Source organism: Pantoea sp. UYEF8 (assembly GCF_040546285.1).
In the GTDB taxonomy this organism is placed as follows: Bacteria; Pseudomonadota; Gammaproteobacteria; order Enterobacterales; family Enterobacteriaceae; genus Pantoea; species Pantoea brenneri.
Genome location: NZ_JBEPNM010000002.1, coordinates 515669 through 536473 on the forward strand (window position 1 = coordinate 515669; position 20805 = coordinate 536473).

General features: G+C 55.3%; 23 protein-coding genes and 1 other annotated feature. Of the genes, 11 read left to right on the forward strand and 12 right to left on the reverse strand.

What is annotated here, in order from left to right:
* Nucleotide 1: 1 nt before the first annotated feature.
* The 10 genes from btuC to ABIB18_RS06000 all read right to left on the reverse strand — a co-directional run bounded on the left by btuC (nt 2) and on the right by ABIB18_RS06000 (nt 9341).
* Nucleotides 2–985: a vitamin B12 ABC transporter permease BtuC gene (btuC, locus tag ABIB18_RS05955; protein ID WP_069728223.1), complete on the reverse strand. Its 984-nt coding sequence runs from the start codon at nt 983–985 to the stop codon at nt 2–4.
* A 161-nt stretch (nt 986–1146) separates the two neighbouring features.
* On the reverse strand, nt 1147–1449 hold the full coding sequence (gene ihfA, locus ABIB18_RS05960; protein WP_003853259.1) for an integration host factor subunit alpha: 303 nt from the start codon (nt 1447–1449) through the stop codon (nt 1147–1149).
* A gap of 4 nt (nt 1450–1453) precedes the next feature.
* Nucleotides 1454–3841, reverse strand: coding sequence for a phenylalanine--tRNA ligase subunit beta (pheT, locus tag ABIB18_RS05965; protein ID WP_354473804.1), 2388 nt, complete (start codon nt 3839–3841; stop codon nt 1454–1456).
* Nucleotides 3842–3855: 14 nt separating this feature from the next.
* Complete coding sequence (gene pheS, locus ABIB18_RS05970) at nt 3856–4839, reverse strand: phenylalanine--tRNA ligase subunit alpha (protein WP_031375692.1); 984 nt, start codon at nt 4837–4839, stop codon at nt 3856–3858.
* A gap of 71 nt (nt 4840–4910) precedes the next feature.
* Nucleotides 4911–5036 (reverse strand) — a sequence feature (Phe leader region).
* Nucleotides 4987–5031 (reverse strand): pheST operon leader peptide PheM, encoded by a 45-nt coding sequence (pheM, locus tag ABIB18_RS05975; RefSeq protein ID WP_159859786.1) that lies wholly within the window; start codon nt 5029–5031, stop codon nt 4987–4989. Its footprint overlaps the feature before it by 45 nt.
* Nucleotides 5037–5153: 117 nt before the next feature.
* Nucleotides 5154–5510: a 50S ribosomal protein L20 gene (rplT, locus tag ABIB18_RS05980; RefSeq protein WP_003853267.1), complete on the reverse strand. Its 357-nt coding sequence runs from the start codon at nt 5508–5510 to the stop codon at nt 5154–5156.
* A 40-nt stretch (nt 5511–5550) separates the two neighbouring features.
* Nucleotides 5551–5748: a 50S ribosomal protein L35 gene (gene rpmI, locus ABIB18_RS05985; protein ID WP_004157374.1), complete on the reverse strand. Its 198-nt coding sequence runs from the start codon at nt 5746–5748 to the stop codon at nt 5551–5553.
* Between the two features lie 100 nt (nt 5749–5848).
* Nucleotides 5849–6400: a translation initiation factor IF-3 gene (gene infC, locus ABIB18_RS05990; protein ID WP_031375691.1), complete on the reverse strand. Its 552-nt coding sequence runs from the start codon at nt 6398–6400 to the stop codon at nt 5849–5851.
* Between the two features lie 3 nt (nt 6401–6403).
* On the reverse strand, nt 6404–8332 hold the full coding sequence (gene thrS, locus ABIB18_RS05995) for a threonine--tRNA ligase (protein WP_031375690.1): 1929 nt from the start codon (nt 8330–8332) through the stop codon (nt 6404–6406).
* A 247-nt stretch (nt 8333–8579) separates the two neighbouring features.
* Nucleotides 8580–9341 carry a DUF481 domain-containing protein gene (locus ABIB18_RS06000; RefSeq protein WP_069728221.1) on the reverse strand — a complete coding sequence of 254 codons (762 nt, stop codon included), beginning with the start codon at nt 9339–9341 and terminating at the stop codon, nt 8580–8582.
* A gap of 352 nt (nt 9342–9693) precedes the next feature.
* Here ABIB18_RS06000 and ghoS point away from each other — a divergent pair, with 352 nt between their 5' ends.
* Both ghoS and ABIB18_RS06010 read left to right on the forward strand, forming a co-directional pair.
* A complete protein-coding gene (gene ghoS / locus ABIB18_RS06005) occupies nt 9694–10014 on the forward strand; it encodes a type V toxin-antitoxin system endoribonuclease antitoxin GhoS (RefSeq protein ID WP_031375688.1) in 321 nt (106 codons plus the stop codon).
* 78 nt (nt 10015–10092) lie between these two features.
* Nucleotides 10093–10986 carry a fructosamine kinase family protein gene (locus ABIB18_RS06010; protein ID WP_354473805.1) on the forward strand — a complete coding sequence of 298 codons (894 nt, stop codon included), beginning with the start codon at nt 10093–10095 and terminating at the stop codon, nt 10984–10986.
* Between the two features lie 5 nt (nt 10987–10991).
* Here ABIB18_RS06010 and ABIB18_RS06015 read toward each other — a convergent pair whose 3' ends face one another.
* The gene (locus ABIB18_RS06015; RefSeq protein WP_031375687.1) at nt 10992–11528 is read right to left on the reverse strand and encodes a YniB family protein; all 537 of its coding nucleotides are present in this window, start codon (nt 11526–11528) and stop codon (nt 10992–10994) included.
* A gap of 145 nt (nt 11529–11673) precedes the next feature.
* On the opposite strand from ABIB18_RS06015, the gene hxpB reads away from it, so the two are divergent.
* From hxpB to ABIB18_RS06045, 6 genes are all read left to right on the forward strand, one after another.
* Entirely contained in the window at nt 11674–12342 is a 669-nt protein-coding gene (gene hxpB, locus ABIB18_RS06020; RefSeq protein ID WP_069728220.1) for a hexitol phosphatase HxpB, read from the forward strand.
* 175 nt (nt 12343–12517) lie between these two features.
* Nucleotides 12518–13354, forward strand: coding sequence for a 5-dehydro-4-deoxy-D-glucuronate isomerase (kduI, locus tag ABIB18_RS06025; RefSeq protein WP_046288365.1), 837 nt, complete (start codon nt 12518–12520; stop codon nt 13352–13354).
* 16 nt (nt 13355–13370) lie between these two features.
* Nucleotides 13371–14132 carry a 2-dehydro-3-deoxy-D-gluconate 5-dehydrogenase KduD gene (gene kduD, locus ABIB18_RS06030; protein ID WP_031375685.1) on the forward strand — a complete coding sequence of 254 codons (762 nt, stop codon included), beginning with the start codon at nt 13371–13373 and terminating at the stop codon, nt 14130–14132.
* 141 nt (nt 14133–14273) lie between these two features.
* Complete coding sequence (locus ABIB18_RS06035; RefSeq protein WP_354473807.1) at nt 14274–14864, forward strand: metal-dependent hydrolase; 591 nt, start codon at nt 14274–14276, stop codon at nt 14862–14864.
* A 152-nt stretch (nt 14865–15016) separates the two neighbouring features.
* Entirely contained in the window at nt 15017–16408 is a 1392-nt protein-coding gene (locus ABIB18_RS06040) for an L-cystine transporter (protein ID WP_031375684.1), read from the forward strand.
* A 196-nt stretch (nt 16409–16604) separates the two neighbouring features.
* Nucleotides 16605–16979 (forward strand): DUF6515 family protein, encoded by a 375-nt coding sequence (locus ABIB18_RS06045; protein ID WP_031375683.1) that lies wholly within the window; start codon nt 16605–16607, stop codon nt 16977–16979.
* Nucleotides 16980–17051: 72 nt separating this feature from the next.
* On the opposite strand, the gene osmE is transcribed toward ABIB18_RS06045, so the two are convergent.
* Nucleotides 17052–17387 carry an osmotically-inducible lipoprotein OsmE gene (osmE, locus tag ABIB18_RS06050; RefSeq protein ID WP_010245718.1) on the reverse strand — a complete coding sequence of 112 codons (336 nt, stop codon included), beginning with the start codon at nt 17385–17387 and terminating at the stop codon, nt 17052–17054.
* 303 nt (nt 17388–17690) lie between these two features.
* Here osmE and ABIB18_RS06055 point away from each other — a divergent pair, with 303 nt between their 5' ends.
* From ABIB18_RS06055 to yddG, 3 genes are all read left to right on the forward strand, one after another.
* On the forward strand, nt 17691–18893 hold the full coding sequence (locus tag ABIB18_RS06055) for a multidrug effflux MFS transporter (protein ID WP_354473809.1): 1203 nt from the start codon (nt 17691–17693) through the stop codon (nt 18891–18893).
* 118 nt (nt 18894–19011) lie between these two features.
* A complete protein-coding gene (gene nadE, locus ABIB18_RS06060) occupies nt 19012–19836 on the forward strand; it encodes an NAD(+) synthase (RefSeq protein ID WP_031375681.1) in 825 nt (274 codons plus the stop codon).
* A 60-nt stretch (nt 19837–19896) separates the two neighbouring features.
* Nucleotides 19897–20787 carry an aromatic amino acid DMT transporter YddG gene (gene yddG, locus ABIB18_RS06065; protein ID WP_354473811.1) on the forward strand — a complete coding sequence of 297 codons (891 nt, stop codon included), beginning with the start codon at nt 19897–19899 and terminating at the stop codon, nt 20785–20787.
* Nucleotides 20788–20805 lie beyond the last annotated feature (18 nt).

Below are 20805 nucleotides of genomic sequence, written 5' to 3' on the forward strand. Positions count from 1 at the left end.
GCTAGCGTGAAGATTTCACCAGTAATGCAATAAACAACGGTGCACCGAGCGTTGCGGTCACCACGCCAATCGGTAATTCAGCTGCGGTCAGTGCCAGGCGGGCGACGATGTCGGCGCCCAGCAGCACACTGGCACCGGCCAGCGCGGACGCCGGCAGCAGATAACGGTGATCGCTGATGCCGCTCAGGCGCAGCAGATGTGGGATCACCAGCCCGACAAAGCCGATGGCCCCGGCCATGGCGACGCTAACGCCCACCAGCCAGCCCATCGCCAGCACCAGCAGATTGCGCCAGCAGAACAGCGACAGGCCAAGCTGGCGTGCCGAAGTCTCGCCCAGTGCCAGTAAATTCAGTATCCGGCCGCTGCCGTTCAGCGCCAGCATCACCGGCAATAAGGCCAGCATCATCCAGCCGTAGCGCCAGTCAATACCGCTGAAGCCGCCCATCATCCAGTACATCAGCTGACGTAAATCAAGACTGGTGCTGAAGTAAACCGCCCAGGTCATGATAGCGCTGCAGATGATGCCCAACGCAACGCCGGTCAGCAGCAGCCGGGTCACGGAGAGCTGGCGATGGGCGAAATGCAACAGTATTAAGGTGATGATCAGCGCACCGGCCATCGCCGCCAGGCTCAGGCTCCACAGTGAGCCGCTGCCGAGCAGTACCCCGAGCACCAGCCCTATCCCGGCACCATTCGAGACGCCAAGCAGTCCCGGCTCGGCCAGGGGATTGGTAAACAGTGCCTGCATCACCACGCCGCATAACGCCAGTGAGGCGCCCACCAGCATCACAGCCACGCTGCGCGGCAGCCGCAGCTGCCAGACAAACAGCATGCTACTGTCATTGAGCCAGTGTGACGGCGCAATCCAGCTGTCGCCAGCGCACAGGCTGACAATAAGTAGCGCAAGCAGCGCAATAGCCAGCCCCGCCAGCCATTTCTGGCTACGGCGATCGGCCTGGTGAGCAAGCTGGTCTAGCAAAGACATAAGCAGGATTAGCTGAGAAAACAGAGATTTGATTGTAGAGGGATTGCAGAAAAAAGAAAGGCTGCTGGTGATGCGTACCGGCGCGGTTGCCGGGAAGCGTGAGGCCGGGAATGCCTGAAATGAAAAAAGGCCGCTTGCGCGGCCTTTTTGAAACGCTGAAATCAGTCAGTCTCTTTGGGTGTAGCGTTCTCTACGCGGCTTTTCAGCTTCTGCCCTGGGCGGAAGGTCACTACGCGACGCGCAGTAATCGGAATATCTTCCCCCGTTTTCGGGTTTCTGCCAGGACGCTGGTTTTTGTCGCGCAGGTCGAAATTGCCAAACCCAGACAGTTTTACCTGTTCTCCATTTTCCAAAGCGCGGCGTACCTCTTCGAAAAACAGCTCCACTAACTCTTTTGCATCGCGTTTGCTCAGCCCGAGTTTCTCAAACAGGTACTCTGACATTTCAGCTTTTGTAAGCGCCATAGGTTCAATCCCTCAAGGTTGCCTGGAATCGCTCTTTTAATGCCGCAACGCATTTGCCAACGGTCGCGGCAATCTCCTCTTCTTCGAGTGTCCGGCTGGTATCCTGCAAAATCAGGCTGATTGCGAGGCTCTTGTAACCCTCAGAAACGCCCTTACCGCGGTACACGTCAAACAAGTTTACGCCAACTACCTGATTTACGCCAACTTTCTTACACTCCGCGATGATATCTGCTGCAGGGACGTTTTCAGCCACCACAACGGCAATATCACGACGGTTCGCCGGGAAGCGTGAAATCTCGCGCGCGTCAGGCAGGACGCGGTCTGCGACCTTATTCCAAAGCAGTTCAAAGACTAAGGTGCGACCATTGAGATCAAGCTTACGTTCCAGCTCAGGATGAACCACTCCGATAAATCCGATTCGTTCATCATGCAAATAAATCGCAGCGCTCTGTCCTGGATGCAACGCCGGATTCGCTTCAGCCCGGAAGCTGATGTCGTCCAGTTTGCCAGTTAAATCGAGCAGCGATTCTAAATCGCCTTTTAAATCATAGAAGTCAACCGTCTGGCGCGCCAGATCCCAGTGCTCTTCAGCGCGGTTGCCGCTCAGTACGCCAGCCAGCATAAGATCCTGACGGATGCCAAGATCGGCCTGACTATCCGGCACAAAGCGCAGGCCGCTCTCAAACAGGCGCACCCGGCTCTGCTGACGGTTCTGGTTGTAGACCACCGCACTCAGTAAGCCGGTCCACAGAGAGAGACGCATGGTCGACATATCGCTGGAGATCGGGCTGGGCAGCAACAGTGCCTCTTCACCCGGATGCAGCAGCTGCTGAATTTTCGGGTCCACAAAGCTGTAGGTAATCGCTTCCTGATAGCCTTTATCGACCAACAGAGTTTTGGCACGCTTCAGCGACAGATTTGCTTCGCGGTGGCGGGTCATCACCAGGCCGGCCTGTACCGGCACGTCCGGAATGTTGTTGTAGCCATAGATACGGGCGACTTCTTCAACCAGATCTTCTTCAATCGCCATATCAAAACGCCAGCTCGGCGCAACCGCCTGCCACTGGCCCTCAGCGGCGCTCACCTGGCAACCGAGGCGGGTCAGAATATCCGTCACCTGCTGATCCGGGATAACGTGACCAATCAGACGGTCCAGCTTCTCACGACGCAGGGTAATGGTGGCCTGCGGCGGTAACGCGGCCTGATGGGTCTGATCGATGATCGGACCCGCTTCACCACCACAGATGTCTAACAGCAGCGCGGTCGCACGCTCCAGCGCCATCTGCTGCAGAGCCGGATCGACGCCACGCTCATAACGATGTGACGCATCAGTGTGTAAACCGTGACGACGTGCGCGGCCGGTAATCGAGAGCGGGTCGAAATAGGCGCACTCAAACAGGATATTCTGCGTTTCGCTGTTCACACCGGAATGCTCGCCGCCAAAAATACCGGCCATCGCCAGCGCTTTCTGGTGATCGGCGATCACCAGGGTGTCGCTCTGTAAAGTGGCTTCGGTGCCGTCCAGCAGCGTCAGGGTTTCCCCCTCTTTCGCCATCCGCACCACAATCCCGCCATCAATACGGTCGAGGTCAAAGGCGTGCATCGGCTGACCCAGCTCCAGCAGCACATAGTTGGTGATATCAACGATAGGGTCGATAGAACGAATGCCACAGCGACGCAGCTTCTCTTTCATCCACAGCGGAGTCGCCGCCGTGACGTTCACGCCTTTCACGACGCGGCCCAGATAGCGCGGACAGGCTTCGGTTGCATCCACCTGAATCGGGAAGGTCTCGTTCAGCGTCGCCGCTACCGGCTGGATCTCCGGCATGTTGAGCGGCAGGCCATTCAGGACGGCCACATCACGCGCAATACCGATAATGCCCAGACAGTCGGCGCGGTTCGGCGTGACGCTGATTTCGATGGTGTTGTCATCCAGCTGCAGATAGTCGCGGATGTCAGTCCCAATCGGCGCATCCGCAGGCAGTTCGATAATGCCGTTGTGATCGTCGGAAATACCCAGTTCGGAGAACGAGCAGAGCATGCCCTCGGACGGTTCGCCACGCAGTTTTGCGGCTTTGATTTTGAAATCACCCGGCAGTACGGCACCCACGGTCGCCACGGCGACTTTCAGGCCCTGACGGCAGTTTGGCGCGCCACAGACGATATCCAGCAGGCGATCGCCGCCGGTGTTGATTTTGGTGACGCGCAGTTTGTCGGCGTTCGGGTGCTGACCGCACTCCACAACTTCACCGACTACCACGCCGTGGAACGCGCCCGCGACCGGGTCCACGCCATCCACTTCCAGGCCGGCCATGGTAATTTGCTCAGACAGCGCCGCGCTGTCCAGGGCTGGATTTACCCATTCGCGTAACCAGAGTTCACTGAATTTCATTGGATAACCTGCCCTTACTTAAATTGTTTGAGGAAACGTAAATCGTTTTCGAAGAATGCACGCAGATCGGTCACGCCATAGCGCAGCATGGTCAGACGCTCCATTCCCATACCGAAGGCGAAGCCGGAGTAAACTTCCGGATCGATGCCGACATTACGCAGCACGTTTGGATGCACCATGCCGCAGCCCAGCACTTCCAGCCATTTACCGTTTTTGCCCATCACATCGACTTCCGCCGAAGGCTCAGTGAACGGGAAATAGGAGGGACGGAAACGAATCTGCAAATCTTCTTCAAAGAAGTTGTTCAGGAAATCGTGCAGCGTGCCTTTGAGATTGGTAAAGCTGATGTTTTTATCGACAATCAGCCCTTCCATCTGATGGAACATCGGCGTGTGAGTCTGATCGTAATCGTTACGGTAGACGCGGCCTGGAGCGATGATGCGAATCGGCGGCTGCTGGTTTTTCATGGTACGAATCTGCACGCCAGACGTCTGGGTACGCAGCAGACGCGTCGCGTCGAACCAGAAGGTGTCATGATCGGCGCGTGCCGGGTGATGGCCAGGAATATTCAGCGCATCAAAGTTATGGTAATCGTCTTCGATCTCCGGGCCCGTCACCACCGCGAAACCCAATTCGCCGAAAAAGGTTTCGATACGGTCGATGGTGCGGGTTACCGGATGCAGACCGCCATTCTCAATGCGGCGGCCAGGCAGTGAAACGTCAATCGTTTCGGCGGCCAGACGCGCATTCAGTACCGCCGACTCCAGCGCGTCTTTGCGTGCGTTCAGACGCTCGGTGACCTGCTGTTTAGCTTCGTTGATCACCGCGCCCGCTGCCGGACGCTCTTCGGCTGGCAGCTCGCGTAAGGTGGTCATCTGCAGGGTCAGATGGCCTTTCTTACCCAGGTATTCGACGCGCACCGCGTCAAGGGCGGCGATATCTGTCGCCCCGTCGATGGCCGCCGTGGCGTTGGCCACCAGTTCTGCGAGTTGGGACATAGTTTCCTCTTTTTCCAGTCAGGCTGGTCAGTTCTCGTTGGGACCTGCCGGTCCAATATGCTAGCGCCAGAAACAAAAAAGCCTCCACGAGGGAGGCTTTCAGCGCGATTTTTCGTTTCTCTTCTTATGCGCAAAAGCCCCCGAATGTCAGGCGCTAAAGTAAAAAAAGAAACGGAAAATAGCAGCAGTCATGCTTGCGGTTACCTTGTCATGAATCATGAGGGTACTATTGAAATGCGTGGCGAAGAAAATGTCAATCTTTTGCGCGAGTTACAGGCAATAAAAAAGGGAGCAAGCTCCCTTTTTCATCCGGCTTACGCCAGTGCTGATTTCGCTTTTTCGACCAGTGCAGAGAATGCCACTTTATCGAATACTGCGATGTCAGCCAGGATCTTACGGTCAATCTCAATGGCTGCTTTTTTCAGACCATTGATGAAACGGCTGTAAGACATGCCGTTCTGACGTGCCGCTGCGTTGATACGCGCGATCCACAGCTGACGGAACTGACGCTTACGTTGACGACGGTCACGGTAAGCATACTGACCAGCTTTGATAACAGCCTGGAAGGCAACGCGGTAAACACGTGAACGTGCACCGTAATAGCCTTTAGCTTGTTTTAAGATTTTTTTGTGACGTGCGCGAGCAACTACACCACGTTTAACGCGAGCCATGTGAGCTCTCCTGTTCTATATTCTGTTTAAAAAAATGGACTTATGCGTACGGCAGGCAGGCAATAACCAGACCCAGATCGCCTTTGGACACCATGCCTTTAGGGCGCAGGTGACGTTTACGCTTAGTAGATTTTTTGGTCAGAATATGACGCAGGTTTGCGTGTTTACGCTTGAAGCCGCCAGAAGCGGTCTTCTTGAAGCGCTTAGCCGCGCCACGTACAGTTTTAATCTTTGGCATTTTAAAAAATATCCACTTCGCATTGTTGATAACATGACCCAGACAGGCGAACAGTTAACCGCACAGCGCGAACGCTGCGCGGCCAATGTTACTTGAAAGCCTACTGTTTCTTCTTAGGAGCGAGCACCATGATCATCTGGCGGCCTTCGATCTTCGAAGGGAAGGATTCGACAATGGCCAAATCCAGATCTTCACACAGGTCTTTACGGACGCGGTTAAGCACTTCCATACCGATCTGCTGGTGCGCCATCTCACGACCGCGAAAACGCAGCGTGATTTTGGCTTTATCGCCTTCTTCCAGAAAGCGAATCAGGTTGCGTAGTTTGACCTGATAGTCGCCATCATCGGTTCCAGGACGGAATTTGATTTCCTTAACCTGAATAACTTTTTGCTTCTTCTTCTGTTCCTTAGAAGATTTGCTTTTTTCATAGAGGAACTTGCCGTAATCCATGATGCGGCAGACCGGCGGTTCGGCGTTCGGGCTGATTTCTACTAAATCAACACCCGCTTCCTCGGCTTTTTCCAAAGCTTCGCGTAATGTGACAATGCCAATCGGCTCGCCATCCATGCCTGTTAAGCGCACTTCAGTTGCACGGATTTCACTGTTGATTTTGTTCGGACGCGTCGGTAGTACTCGTTTTCCGCCTTTAATACTTTATTCCTCCAATTGGTGAAGATTTCGGCTGCGAATCTCTTGTTGAAGTTTCTCAACAAACACATCGACATCCATCGACCCAAGGTCTTTACCACGGCGGGTGCGAACGGCCACTTTGCCAGCTTCCACCTCTTTATCACCGCAGACCAACATATAAGGGACGCGACGTAATGTATGCTCGCGGATTTTAAAGCCTATCTTCTCATTTCTCAAGTCTGCCTTCACACGAATGCCAGCATTCTGCAGCTTACGCGTCAAAGACTCAACATATTCTGCTTGTCCATCGGTAATATTCATTACCACGACTTGCAGCGGTGCCAGCCAGCTTGGGAAGAAACCCGCGAATTCTTCGGTCAGTATACCGATGAAACGCTCCATCGACCCCAGAATCGCACGGTGAATCATCACTGGCGTCTGACGATCGTTGTTTTCGCCCACGTAGGTTGCTTCAAGGCGTTTTGGCAGGGAAAAGTCTAGCTGAACTGTTCCGCACTGCCAGGCGCGATCAAGACAATCGTACAAAGTAAACTCAATTTTAGGACCGTAGAACGCACCTTCGCCTGGCTGGAACTCAAACTCAATGTTGTTCTCGTTCAGCGCGGCGGCCAGATCTTCCTCAGCACGGTCCCACATTTCATCAGTGCCGATACGCTTTTCAGGACGGGTGGACAATTTCACCACAATCTTTTCAAAGCCGAAGGTGCTGTACATGTCATAAACCATGCGGATACAGCTATTCACTTCGTCACGCACCTGCTCTTCAGTACAGAAGACGTGTGCATCGTCCTGGGTAAAGCCACGAACGCGCATCAGACCGTGCAGGGCTCCTGATGGCTCATTACGGTGACAGCTACCAAACTCCGCCATGCGCAGCGGCAGGTCACGGTAGGATTTCAGACCCTGATTAAAGATCTGAACATGCCCAGGACAGTTCATCGGCTTGATGCAATATTCACGGTTCTCAGACGAGGTGGTGAACATCGCTTCTTTGTAGTTTTCCCAGTGCCCGGTTTTTTCCCACAACACGCGATCCATCATGAATGGACCTTTGACTTCCTGGTACTGGTACTCTTTTAGCTTGCTGCGGACAAACACTTCCAGCTCGCGGAAGATGGTCCAGCCGTCATTATGCCAGAATACCATGCCCGGCGCTTCTTCCTGCATGTGGTAGAGGTCAAGCTGCTTACCAATCTTACGATGGTCACGCTTCGCCGCCTCTTCCAGACGCTGCAGATAGGCGGCCAGTTGCTTCTTGTCTGCCCACGCGGTGCCATAAATACGCTGCAGCATTTTGTTATTGCTGTCGCCGCGCCAGTAGGCACCGGAGATTTTCTGCAGCTTGAAATGATGACAGAAACGCATGTTCGGCACGTGCGGACCGCGGCACATGTCGACATATTCTTCGTGATGATAAAGGCCAGGATGGTCATCGTGGCTGATGTTTTCATCAAGAATGGTGGTTTTGTAGACTTCACCCCGCGCCGCGAACACGTCGCGCGCTTCCTGCCAGCTGACTTTTTTCTTCACCACGTCATAGTTGGTTTCAGCCAACTGATGCATGCGTTTTTCCAGCAGGTCGATATCTTCCTGGGTCAGAGTACGATCAATATCGACATCATAATAGAAGCCGTTATCAATCACCGGACCGATAGCCATTTTAGTATCCGGCCACAGCTGCTTAATCGCATGCCCTAACAGGTGCGCGCAGGAGTGACGGATGATTTCCAGACCCGCTTCGTCTTTTGCGGTAATGATCGCAACGGACGCATCTTCAGTGATGGGATCGACAGCATCAACCAGTTCACCATTAACGCGACCCGCGATGCAGGCTTTTGCTAATCCCGGGCCGATGTCCAGCGCGATATCCATCACGCTGACAGGGCGATCAAATACACGCTGGCTGCCATCAGGAAGCGTAATTACAGGCATTTCATATCCTTAATTGCAGTGGTAAGCCACACGAAAGCTTACATGCAACATCATGTAAATTTAATGACCTGGCGTTATGTCAGACCCACAGTGTCGGAATGTCGCCAGGATTTCAGTGCGAAAGCGATGATAGCAGTTTTCCTGGGCGAGAAAAACCCATGCCGTTTTCGCTAAGCCTCGGAGAGATCAAAAAAAAGCGGCCTGACTCATCGTCAGACCGCCTGGCATGCTGCTGCGGGAAACCGCCTTACATGGCGTAAGAGAGCATGATAGAGGTTTTGGTATCAGTGCGATCCGGCGCAGACTCTGGTGGATTGTTGTTCCAGGTCACGTTGTAAGCCAGCTTCAGCGCGAAGTGGCTATTGATGGCAACCTGCAGGCCGGTTTCAGAGTTGAGGGTGGTGTCTTCACCGAAGCTGCTCAGCACGGAGACACCCTGCACGAATTTGGTGGTATCAGTCAGCTGCCACTGGTAGCTGATGGCGCCGTAGCCCAGCGCTTTAGTTTCATGACCGCCATCGTGGAAGTCATCATAACGTACACCCGGACCAAATTCCGCACGCAGCGAATGCACCGGGCCGTTCAGAATCTGGCGACCGTAACCGGCAGTCAGCACATCACGTGAATCGTAGCCGTTGAAGCGATCGCTTAACCAGCTTGCCTGACCAAACAGGTAGTCATAGGAGTTGAGGTTATAACGTGAACGGCCACCGATGTTATAGGTCTCAGACGAGCGCTCATCATTTGATGAAGTATTCGCTGCGTTGCCCCATAAGCTGTATGCCATCGATGACTGATACCAGGTCATGTTGGTCTGAGCGGTCATGGATGAACTGGTGGTGTTACCGGTTTGCGCCAGGTAACCTGCAGATGCAGAACCTTCGAACGGTTTTTTCGCCGTGGAAGGGTCATCCATTGAAGTAAATACGGCATTATCGGCCAGTGCCTGGTGGCAAAACGCTCCGGCGGAGAGCAAAAGAACAGCAGACAGCTTATTAAAGGCTTTCATTAAATGTGATCCGTGCGACAGTTTAAAAAACGGAGAGTCTGAAGCGTTTTGCCGGGCAATCAATGCAATTTACGGTAAGTTTTGTAAAAAAATATTAACTCGCTCGAAATGCATGGTATTGCTCTGAAACCGCATGTTAATTGGGACTCTTCTGATTAACGCGGCGCATTATAGTGGTCCCCACAGCAAAATACAGCCGCTGCGCAACAAGATTTTTCAGAACGTTAACCGTTGCCATTGACAGGTTTTTACGTTCCGTCGTCAGCGTATGCTTTCACCATCCCCTTAATAACTCGCTCATTTTTTCACCATGGTCTACGCTCAGTTCAGTTTCTCTACCCAGAGGTGCATGATGAGCAGCAATTCCTTAACCCGTTATATCGTCACGTTGCAGTATCAGGAATCTGGCTTAAGTGACATTCTTGAGCTAACCGGCGCAATGACTGCTGCCGGGTTTACCACCACCCTGACGGATGATGAGGGGCACCCGCATGAGCTGGGGACCAATAGCTTTGGTATTGTTACCACGCTGGAGGAAGACGATCTGCGACAGCAGGTCGCTGCCGCTGGCGAAAGCGCACTGGGACAAAAGCCAGAAGTGACCGTCACCACCTTTGAGCAATTCCTGCGCGACGCCGCCGATCATCGCCCTGCCGCCTCCCCGGCTGAGTAAAGGGTGCTTCCGCGCTGGTTTTGGTGAATATTTACGCGCTACAATCGAACTTACGCAGCGAATAACGAGGATAGCCCGATGTGGTCAGCCATTAGTCGTCTGTTAAGCGAGCAGTTAGGCAACGCCGAAATTACCCAACGTCACGCCCTGCCCGGTGGCGAAGTCCATCCCACCTGGCGTATCCGCTACGGTGACTACGACGTGTTCGTAAAATGCAACAGCCGCGAGATGCTGTCGCTATTTACCTGGGAAGCCGATCAGCTGGCACTGCTGGCCCGCACCCAGACCGTCAGGGTGCCGAAGGTCTATGGTGTCGGTCATCATCGCGAAGAGAGCTTCCTGCTGCTGGAATATATTCAGCCGCAGCCGCTCGATCCCCAGAGCGCCTTTCAGCTGGGCCAGCAGCTGGCGCATCTGCATCAGTGGAGCGAGCAGACTCAGTTCGGGCTCGACTTTGATAACAACATCACCACCACTCCCCAACCCAACAGCTGGCTGCGACGCTGGTCGGTTTTCTTTGCTGAGCAGCGCATCGGCTGGCAGCTACAGCTGGCAGCGGAAAAAGGCATTCAGTATGGCGATACTGAACTGATTATTGCCTGCGTGCAGCGGGTGCTGGCATCGCATCATCCTCAGCCCTCTTTACTGCATGGCGATCTCTGGCCCGCTAACTGCGCCGGCAGCGCAACCGGGCCGTGGATCTTCGATCCCGCCTGTTACTGGGGCGATCGTGAATGTGATTTAGCGATGCTGAGCTGGTTTCCTGACCTGCCGCGGCAAATCTTCGAGGGCTACCACGCTGTCTGGCCGCTGCCGGATGGCTTTTCGCAGCGTCAGCCGGTTTATCAGCTTTATTATCTGTTAAACCGGGCGAACGTGTTCGGCGGTCACTGGCTCGGCGACGCACAGTTCGCCATTGGTCAGTTGCTGGATGAGGATGCACTGTCAGCCAGTCAGGCCAAACCGGCCTGACTGCATCAGATAAAGCCCAGCAGCGACAGCGCGAAATAGCCAGCGATGGCAATCACGATCGGCAGGACGTAAAGCGGAAAAATCTGCAGAAAGATGGTGTGGCGCGGGACGCGTACCTTCTCTTCCAGCTGCTGGCGGGTGCGCCCTTCACTGCCCTTCACCTGCTCCAGAATTAACTGATCCTCAATGCCTTCTTTGACATGACGCACCTGACGTCCCATCCGCGCGCCTGATGATTCCAGCGCCAGCCCGACAAAGATCAGAATATAGATCAGCCAGAACCCGAGGTTCATCTGACCGTTAAACTCCGGTACCGGCGAGTTATGCCAGAACACGTTAAGGAACGGGGTATTAAAGCGGATCATGTCGACGATCACATGGACAAAATCGAGCATAACTGCGTCAATGCCTGGCTGCTTTTCGCTGTGCTTAAACATAAAGCTCAGCACAGAAATAATCGTCGAGAGTAGCGCCAGTAAAAAAATCACCCAGCCAGCCACACGCTTAAGGATGGCGATGCGGCCAGCCTGTTGATAGGTCATGATATCTCCTGAACCCAAAATCCAATTTGCTGTAAGTCTACCTGCCAATGACGAAATTTCCCAAATAAAGCGTGGCTGGCTGCTCTGCGACCCGCAGCCGGCCGATCAATGCTAAGGTAAGTCAGACTTTATAAGGAGACCTCAGATGCCCTATCACCGCCCCGTTCTCGCCGCATTGTTTGACATGGATGGCTTATTAATCGATTCCGAGCCGCTGTGGGATCAGGCTGAACTGGATATTTTTTCGACGCTGGATGTCGACCTGTCGCGCCGCAACGAGTTGCCTGACACGCTCGGCTTACGCATCGATCAGACAGTACGTATGTGGTACGAAACGCTGCCGTGGAACGGTCCCAGTCAGCAGGAGGTCACGCAGCGCATCATTGCCCGGGCGATGACGCTGATTGAAGAGACCCGTCCGCTGTTGCCAGGGGTTGAGGCCGCACTGCAGCTGTGCCGGCAGCACAACCTGAAAATTGGCCTCGCCTCCGCCTCACCGCTGGCGATGCTGGAACGGGTACTGGAGATCTTCAACCTGCGGCACTATTTCGACGTGCTCGCCTCGGCGGAAGCGCTGCCTTACAGCAAACCCCATCCGCAGGTCTATCTCAACGCGGCCGCCAGCCTGGCGATCGACCCGCTTAACTGCGTCACGCTGGAAGATTCCTTCAACGGTATGATCGCCACCAAAGCGGCGCGGATGCGTTCGATTGTGGTTCCGGCGGCGGTGCACCGGGACGATCCGCGCTGGGCGCTGGCAGATGTCCGGCTGGATGACCTGACCCAACTGACGCTGGCCGATTTACACGGTTAAGTGCAAGCCCGCCAGCAGGCGGGCTGTTTAACCCGCTTCGGCGTACTGTTGATCTACTCCGCAAATAATTAAAACAACGTTTCATTTTTATTGAATTCATATCCCGCTCTGCCTAAGATGCCCAGACAGTCCCTGTTCCGGGGCATGCTTAACCTGATCTGCAGAGAGGCCTGAGATGGACGTTCGTCAAAGCATTCACAGTGATCACGCCAGACAGCTGGACACTGACGCGCTGCGCCGCGAGTTTCTGATTGAAACGATTTTTACTGCCGATAACTACACCCTGACCTACAGCCATATCGATCGCATTATCATCGGCGGCGTAATGCCGGTGAATAACCCGGTAACGATTGGCGACGAAATGGGTAAGCAGTTAGGCGTCAGCTACTTTCTTGAACGCCGCGAACTGGGCATGATCAATATCGGTGGCCCCGGACTGGTGGAAGTGGATGGCAAAAGCTGGGAAATCGGCCATGAAGAGGCACTCTATATCGGTAAGGGTGCGCGAAATCTGCTGTTCCGCAGTCTGAATCCGGCCCAGCCGGCGAAGTTCTACTACAACAGCGCGCCTGCGCATGCGACCTTCCCGGATAAAAAAATCACCTTACAGGAGGCCGCCACCGCCACACTCGGCGATCCTGCCACCTCCAATCGCCGCACCATCAATAAGTTCATCGTGCCGGACGTGCTACCGACCTGTCAGCTCACCATGGGCTTAACCAAACTGGAGGAAGGCAGCCTGTGGAACACCATGCCGTGCCACACCCATGAACGCCGCATGGAGGTCTATTTCTATTTCGACATGAGCGAGGAGAGTGCGGTTTTCCACATGATGGGCGAGCCGCAGCAAACCCGTCACCTGCTGGTGCATAACGAGCAGGCGGTGATTTCACCCAGCTGGTCGATTCACGCCGGCGTCGGCACGCAGCGCTACACCTTCATCTGGGGCATGGTGGGCGAAAATCAGGTCTTTGATGACATGGACCACGTCAAAATCAGCGAACTACGCTGAGCAGAGGAGAAATATCATGGTACTGAATGCGTTTAGCCTGGAAGGGAAAGTGGCGCTGGTGACCGGCTGTAATACCGGTTTAGGACAGGGTATGGCGCTGGGTCTGGCGCAGGCGGGATGCGACATCGTCGGCGTCAACCGCGAAGGACCGGACGAGACCCAAAGCAAAGTGGAAGCGCTGGGCCGCCGTTTCTGGTCGATAAAGGCTGACCTGATGAAAACGGAGGTGGTCGGCTCGGTGGTTGAGCAGGCGCTGGCCGCTGCTGGTAAAATCGACATTCTGGTGAATAATGCCGGGATTATCCGCCGCGAAGATGCGCTGAACTTCAGCGAGCAGGACTGGGATGATGTAATGAATCTCAACAGCAAGAGTCTGTTTTTTCTGTCACAGCAGGTAGCCCGGCAGTTTATCGCCCAGGGTAACGGCGGCAAAATTATCAATATTGCTTCGATGCTTTCGTTCCAGGGTGGGATTCGCGTGCCCTCTTATACTGCGTCAAAAAGTGCGGTAATGGGGCTGACCCGCCTGATGGCGAACGAATGGGCGAAGCACAATATTAATGTCAATGCGATTGCCCCCGGTTACATGGCCACCAATAACACCCAACAGTTACGCAGTGATGAAGCGCGCAGTGAAGAGATCCTCGGGCGTATTCCGGCCGGACGCTGGGGCGTACCCGACGATATGATGGGGCCGGTGGTGTTCCTGGCCTCAGCCGCCTCTGACTACGTTAACGGCTTTACGCTGGCGGTGGATGGCGGCTGGCTGGCGCGCTGATTTATCGGGCGGACACGCCACCGGGATTGTCCGCTTTTTTTAGTTAAATTCACGCTTCGTTACAGCGTCACATGTTCTCATTCACTGGATAAATCCCTATACTGGATGCATCGACAGTTTTCTTTGCAGCCAGGTTCCATCATGACGGCCGAGGGCCATATCATTTTTGCCATTGCGAGTGCCATTTTCGCTAAACGTGCTGAACTTACACCGGTGCTGGCGCAGGCAGACTGGTGGCATCTTGTTCCGTCGGCACTGCTGACCTGCCTGTTGCCCGACATCGATCACCCCAAATCGCTGCTCGGACAACGACTACGCTGGCTCTCTCATCCGATTGCACGGGCGTTTGGCCACCGCGGTTTTACCCACAGTTTACTGGCGGTGGCTGCCGGGCTGTGGCTGTTTCAGCTTAACCTGCCAGCTGAGTCGCCGATTCCGCCTGATGTATTGCAGGGACTGACGCTGGGTTATCTCAGCCATATTGTTGCTGACATGCTGACACCGGCGGGCGTGCCTCTGTTATGGCCCTGCCGCTGGCGCTTTCGTCTACCTATTCTGAAAAGTCAGAAAGGTAACCAGCTTGAGCGGGCTTTGTGCCTTGGACTGGTTGGCTATGCGCTGTGGTTCCCGGTGGGTATGCCTTCGTTTGGTGCAAACGGCTGGCCCGCTCAGCTATTTGATACGCTACAAAATGGTGTTGGTCGGTTAATTTCCAGTCATACTGCGCATTAAATCAACAAATTAAGCGATTAAGTTATAAAGCATGCCATTTGGATATAAGGCCTGCACCCTCTCCTGCTGATACCATTCCCGCAGTCTTAATTCGTGATTAACATTATGCGGTTTTCCCGACGCGGAAAACCGCATTACTCTGGAGTTTCAGTATGGACCTTCCTCTTACGCTTAACCTCGTCGCCTTTGTGGTGCTGCTGGTGTTGCTCTCCCGTTTCAGCCGCAACAACTGGAGCCTGTCGAAGAAAGTGCTGACCGGTCTGGTGATCGGCGTACTGTTCGGCCTGGTGCTGCAGCTGATTTACGGTGAAAACAGCGCGGTGGTTAAAACCTCTATCAGCTGGTTTAACATCGTTGGCAATGGCTACGTGCAGCTGCTGCAGATGGTGGTAATGCCGCTGGTGTTTGTTTCGATTCTGAGTGCGGTTGCCCGCCTGCATAACGCCTCTTCACTGGGTAAAATCAGCGTACTGACCATCGGCGTGCTGCTGTTTACCACCGCTATCTCGGCGCTGGTTGGGGTGTTCGTCACCGGCCTGTTTGGTCTGAGCGCTGAAGGTCTGGTGCAGGGTGTGCAGGAAACCGCGCGTCTGAGTGCCATTCAGAGCAACTACGTCGGCAAAGTCTCTGACCTGAGTGTGCCGCAGCTGGTGTTGTCCTTTATTCCGAAAAACCCGTTTGCCGATCTGACCGGTGCGAATCCGACCTCGATCATCAGCGTGGTCATCTTTGCTGCCTTCCTTGGTGTGGCCGCGCTGCAGCTGCTGAAAGATGATGAAGTAAAAGGTCAGCGCGTGCTGGTGGCGATCGACACGCTGCAGTCGTGGGTGATGAAGCTGGTTCGTTTAGTGATGAAGCTGACGCCGTACGGTGTGCTGGCCCTGATGACCAAAGTGGTAGCCGGTTCGAATCTGCAGGACATCATCAAACTGGGAAGCTTCGTGGTTGCCTCTTACCTCGGTCTGGCAATTATGTTTGGCGTCCATGCGCTGCTGCTGTCGGTCAACGGGATTAACCCGATGCGTTTCTTCCGCAAAGTGTGGCCGGTGATTACCTTTGCCTTTACCAGCCGCTCCAGCGCCGCCAGTATTCCGCTGAGCGTTGAGACGCAAACCCGTCGCCTCGGCGTGCCAGAGTCGATTGCCAGCTTCTCAGCCTCGTTCGGTGCCACAATCGGCCAGAACGGCTGTGCCGGTCTCTATCCGACCATGCTGGCAGTGATGGTTGCGCCAACCGTTGGCATCAATCCGTTTGACCCACTGTGGATCGCCACGCTGGTCGGGATTGTCACGCTGAGCTCGGCTGGCGTAGCCGGTGTTGGTGGCGGTGCGACTTTCGCCGCGCTGATTGTGCTGCCCGCCATGGGCCTGCCGGTCACTCTGGTGGCGCTGCTGATCTCCATCGAACCGCTGATCGACATGGGCCGTACCGCACTGAACGTCAATGGCTCCATGACGGCTGGTTCCCTCACCAGCCGCTGGTTAGGTCTGACCGATAAGCGCGTGCTGGACAGCGACGAACACGCCGAACTGGCACACCGTTAATCCGGTATCAAACCTGGCGCGCCCGCGCCAGGTTTTCTGCTCTTCTCCCGCTTTCTCTCCATAATTTCCCCGCTTGATGGCGACGCCGTTAAGAAAACGTTAAGCATGGTAAACAGGCGAAAATTCGCCGCTTTAGCGCTTGTCTTTAGTCGCTAAAAGGCCAATTCTGCAGGCAGTCTTATAAGGAGAATGCCCGATGAAAAAAGTTATCGCCTCCCTGCTGGCGTTAACCCTGTTAACCCCGGCTATCGCTTTCGCTCATCCTGGCGGATGGGGTCCACATGGTGGTCCTGGCCCACACTGGGGCGGGCCCGGTCCGGTGCGTTTTTTACCTGAAGCCGCAACAGCGGTGTTGATCGGCGGACTGACCTATTACCTGCTTAACGGCAACTATTATCAGCGCCATGGCGAAGAGTATGTGGTGGTCGAACCGCCTGAAGAGCGCCGGGTCAGCGATGACATGCGGGTGCTGGACTTCAACGGTAAACGCTTTTATGTGCAGCAGGGGCATTACTACCAGCGGCAGATAGATGGCGATTACGTCGAGGTTCCGCGTCCGGCAGGCTTATAACGGCCGAAACGAAAAACGGCCCGTCAGATGACGGGCCGTTTATTATTCAATCGGGGCTTTGCAGCGAATGACTTACTGCTGAACCTGCGGATCGGTATCGTATTCCGCACAGCTCTGGAAGCCGTAGTTCATTACGCGACCGGTATCGTTATAGCTCACGAAATAGGTCTGCGCTTTGCCGTCACGCTGGCCCAGTACATACGTCTGGCAGGTGCCACGCGCGTGAACCATGGTGATTTCAGTAGACGGTGTGCCAGCGATCTGACGAACCTGGTCACGGGTCATGCCTTTTTTAACATCCTTTACCACCGGCTTAGTCACATAGCTTTCAGCGCGATCGTAAGTCGTACAACCAGACAGGGCAGCCAGCGTCAGCGCCGCAGCGATACATCCCATCACTTTATTCATCTTGTTGTTCCTCATTTATTGTCCATGTGCAGACAAGCCTGGAACATAAATTCAGGTTTATCAAGTTTATGGCGAACTTTTAATGCGCTGACAACCGTCAGGATTTCGTAAAGAAGGCTGTTTTGCTGTCAACGGGCACGTATAATCTGCGGCAAAAAACAGGTCCCCTTAGCCAGCATAAAAGCGTCGCCGGGGCGCGGGTTGCCCTCACCGGCGGCTCACGGGATGACGCCGGCATCAGTAACCGCCCGCTAATGCGTTGTCCGCCTTTCATTCACCCATCGCTTCAGATACTGAGGATAAATGACACCTGCACACTCCAACCGGCTGGTTTATGCCATCACGCTGGGCCTGCTGGCCGCACTCGGCCCGCTCTGTATCGACCTTTACCTGCCCGCGCTGCCTCAGCTGGCCCGGGACCTGCACACCGAAACCGCCACGGCGCAGCTTAGCCTGACCGCCGGACTACTCGGCCTGGGTGCCGGCCAGTTAGTCTTCGGTCCGATGAGCGACAAATTTGGTCGTCTGCGACCGCTGGCTTTGTCACTGGTACTGCTGTTTATCGCTTCGATCGGCTGTGCGCTGGCGCAGGATATTCATCAGTTGCTGCTGGCTCGCCTGTTTGAAGGTTTGGCCGGCGCGGGCGGCGCGGTGTTATCACGCGCCATCGCTCGTGACATGTATAGCGGTCACGAGCTGACCCGCTTCTTCGCCCTGCTGATGCTGGTAAACGGTCTGGCACCGATTGCCGCTCCGGTACTCGGCGGCGTGCTGATGACGGTGCTTAACTGGCGTGGCATTTTTGTGGTGCTCGCCTGCATTGCGGTACTGCTGATTTTACTGGCGCGCTGGAAGCTGCATGAAACCCTGCCCGATGCGCGCCGCAGTAAAGGCTCGATTTTCTCCGCCTACGCCGCGCTGGGCCAGGTAATTACCCATCGTCCTTTTATGGGCTTCTGCCTGACCCAGGGCTTTATGATGTCCGGCATGTTCGCCTATATCGGCGCATCGCCGTTCGTGTTGCAACAGCTGTACGGTCTGTCACCGCAGGCATTTAGCTTCTGCTTTGCGGCTAACGGTGTCGGACTGGTGATCGCGTCCCAGACCAGCGCCCGTCTCTGCCCGCTGTGGGGAGAATATCGGGTACTGAAAGGCGGGCTGACGCTGGCCTTTGTTGCCTCCAGCCTGCTGCTACTGGCCGCACTGACGCAGGCGCTTTTACCGCTGCTGCTGGTGGCGCTGTTCTTTACCATTGCCAGTAACGGGGTCATTGCGACCACCGCTTCATCACTGGCGATGCAGAGCCAGGGCCATCGCGCCGGTAGCGCCTCAGCAGTGATTGGCGTCACCATGTTCACACTGGGCGCCCTCACCGTGCCGATTACCGGTATTGGCGGCACCTCAGTGCTGAGCATGACCGCCACCATTTTTGGCTGCTTTATGCTGGCGATCCTGATGTTCCTGCTGCTGGCAAAAAAACCGCTGCCGCAGGTGAAAACTGTCTGATTTCGCAACGGTTAACTGCAATCGGCTGCCGCTTTGGCTTGTTGTTTTCGCTGAGGCACGTTAGCTTTAATAAAACGTTCGCATCGAGCCGACGGGCCACTGACCTGAGGAGAAGTTCATGTCACTGCAGCAGGAAATCATTGAAGCACTGGGCGTTAAGCCCACTATCGACGCCGATCACGAAGTGCGCGTTAGCGTCGATTTTCTTAAGTCCTACCTGAAGCGGCACAGCGGTCTTAAGACGCTGGTGCTGGGGATCAGCGGCGGCCAGGACTCTACCCTGGCGGGTAAACTGGCGCAGCTGGCAATCAGCGAACTGCGCCAGGAGAGCGGCGATAACGACTACACCTTTATCGCGGTGCGCCTGCCTTATGGCGTGCAAGCCGATGAGCAGGATTGTCAGGACGCGCTGGCGTTCATTCAGCCCGATCGGTCGCTGGTGGTGAACATCAAAGAGTCGGTGCTCGCCAGTGAGCGGGCGCTGCAGGCGGCCGGCATTACGCTGTCTGACTTCGTGCGCGGCAATGAAAAAGCGCGTGAGCGAATGAAAGCGCAGTACAGTATCGCAGGCATGACCAAAGGCGTGGTGGTCGGTACCGACCATGCGGCTGAAGCGGTCACCGGCTTCTTCACCAAGTATGGCGATGGCGGCACCGACATTAATCCGCTGTTCCGCCTCAACAAACGCCAGGGCAAACAGCTGCTGAAACAGCTTGGCTGTCCGGAACATCTCTACCTGAAGAAACCGACGGCCGACCTCGAAGACGATCGTCCCGGCCTGCAGGATGAAGTGGCGCTGGGCGTGACCTACGAGATGATTGATGACTATCTGGAAGGCAAAACCATCGATCCTGATAACGCAAAAATCATTGAAGGCTGGTATCTGAAAACCGAGCACAAACGTCGCCCACCGATTACCGTTTTCGACGATTTCTGGAAGTAATCCCGCTCCTCCCTTGCTGCGGCAAGGGAGGCTTTAGCGCCTTACCCGGTTGAGAGTGACATGCCTGCTCCTGTCCCACGCGCCACCCTGATCGGTCTGACTGCCATTCTGCTCTGGAGTACCACCGTTGGCCTGCTGCGCAGCATCAGCGAAGCCTTTGGCCCCACCGGCGGCGCTGCACTGATCTATACCACCACCGCCCTGCTGCTGTGTGTTACCCGCGGTCTGCCAAAACCGGGTGCGATCCCCGCCGCCTATTTAGCTATCGGGGGCGCGCTGTTTGTCGGCTATGAAATCTGTCTGGCGCTGGCAATTGGGCTGGCCAGCGATCGCAGCCAGTCGCTGGAGCTGGGGATGATTAACTATCTCTGGCCCTGTCTCACCGTGGTGCTGGCGATCCCATTTAACCAGCAGCGTTTTCGCCTGTGGCTGTGGCCGGGACTGGCGCTCTCTCTGCTGGGCATTTTCTGGGTGATGAAAGCCAACGGCGGCGGTTCACCCGGCCTGATGTGGCAGAACCTGTTGCGTAACCCCACCGCCTATTCGCTGGCCTTTATCGCCGCCGTCACCTGGGCACTCTACAATAATGTCACCCGTCGCTACGCCAGAGGGGCGAATGGGGTAACGCTGTTTTTTATCCTGACCGCGATGGCACTGTGGCTTAAATACTTACTGAGCGCGCCAGCGGCACCGATGACGTTTAGCCTGGCGCCGCTGCTGCAAGTGTTATTTATCGGGGCGTCGACCGCCATTGCCTATTCAGCGTGGAACCACGGCATTCAACACGGCAATCTGACGCTGCTAGCGACCGCCTCCTACTTCACGCCGGTTTTGTCCGCACTGCTGGCTTCGTTATGGCTGGGCCTGACGCCGCCGCTGGCATTCTGGCAAGGAGTCGCGATGATCACCCTCGGTTCCCTTATCTGCTGGCTGGCGACGCGGCGTCTCTGAGCAGACGGCTGGCGATCA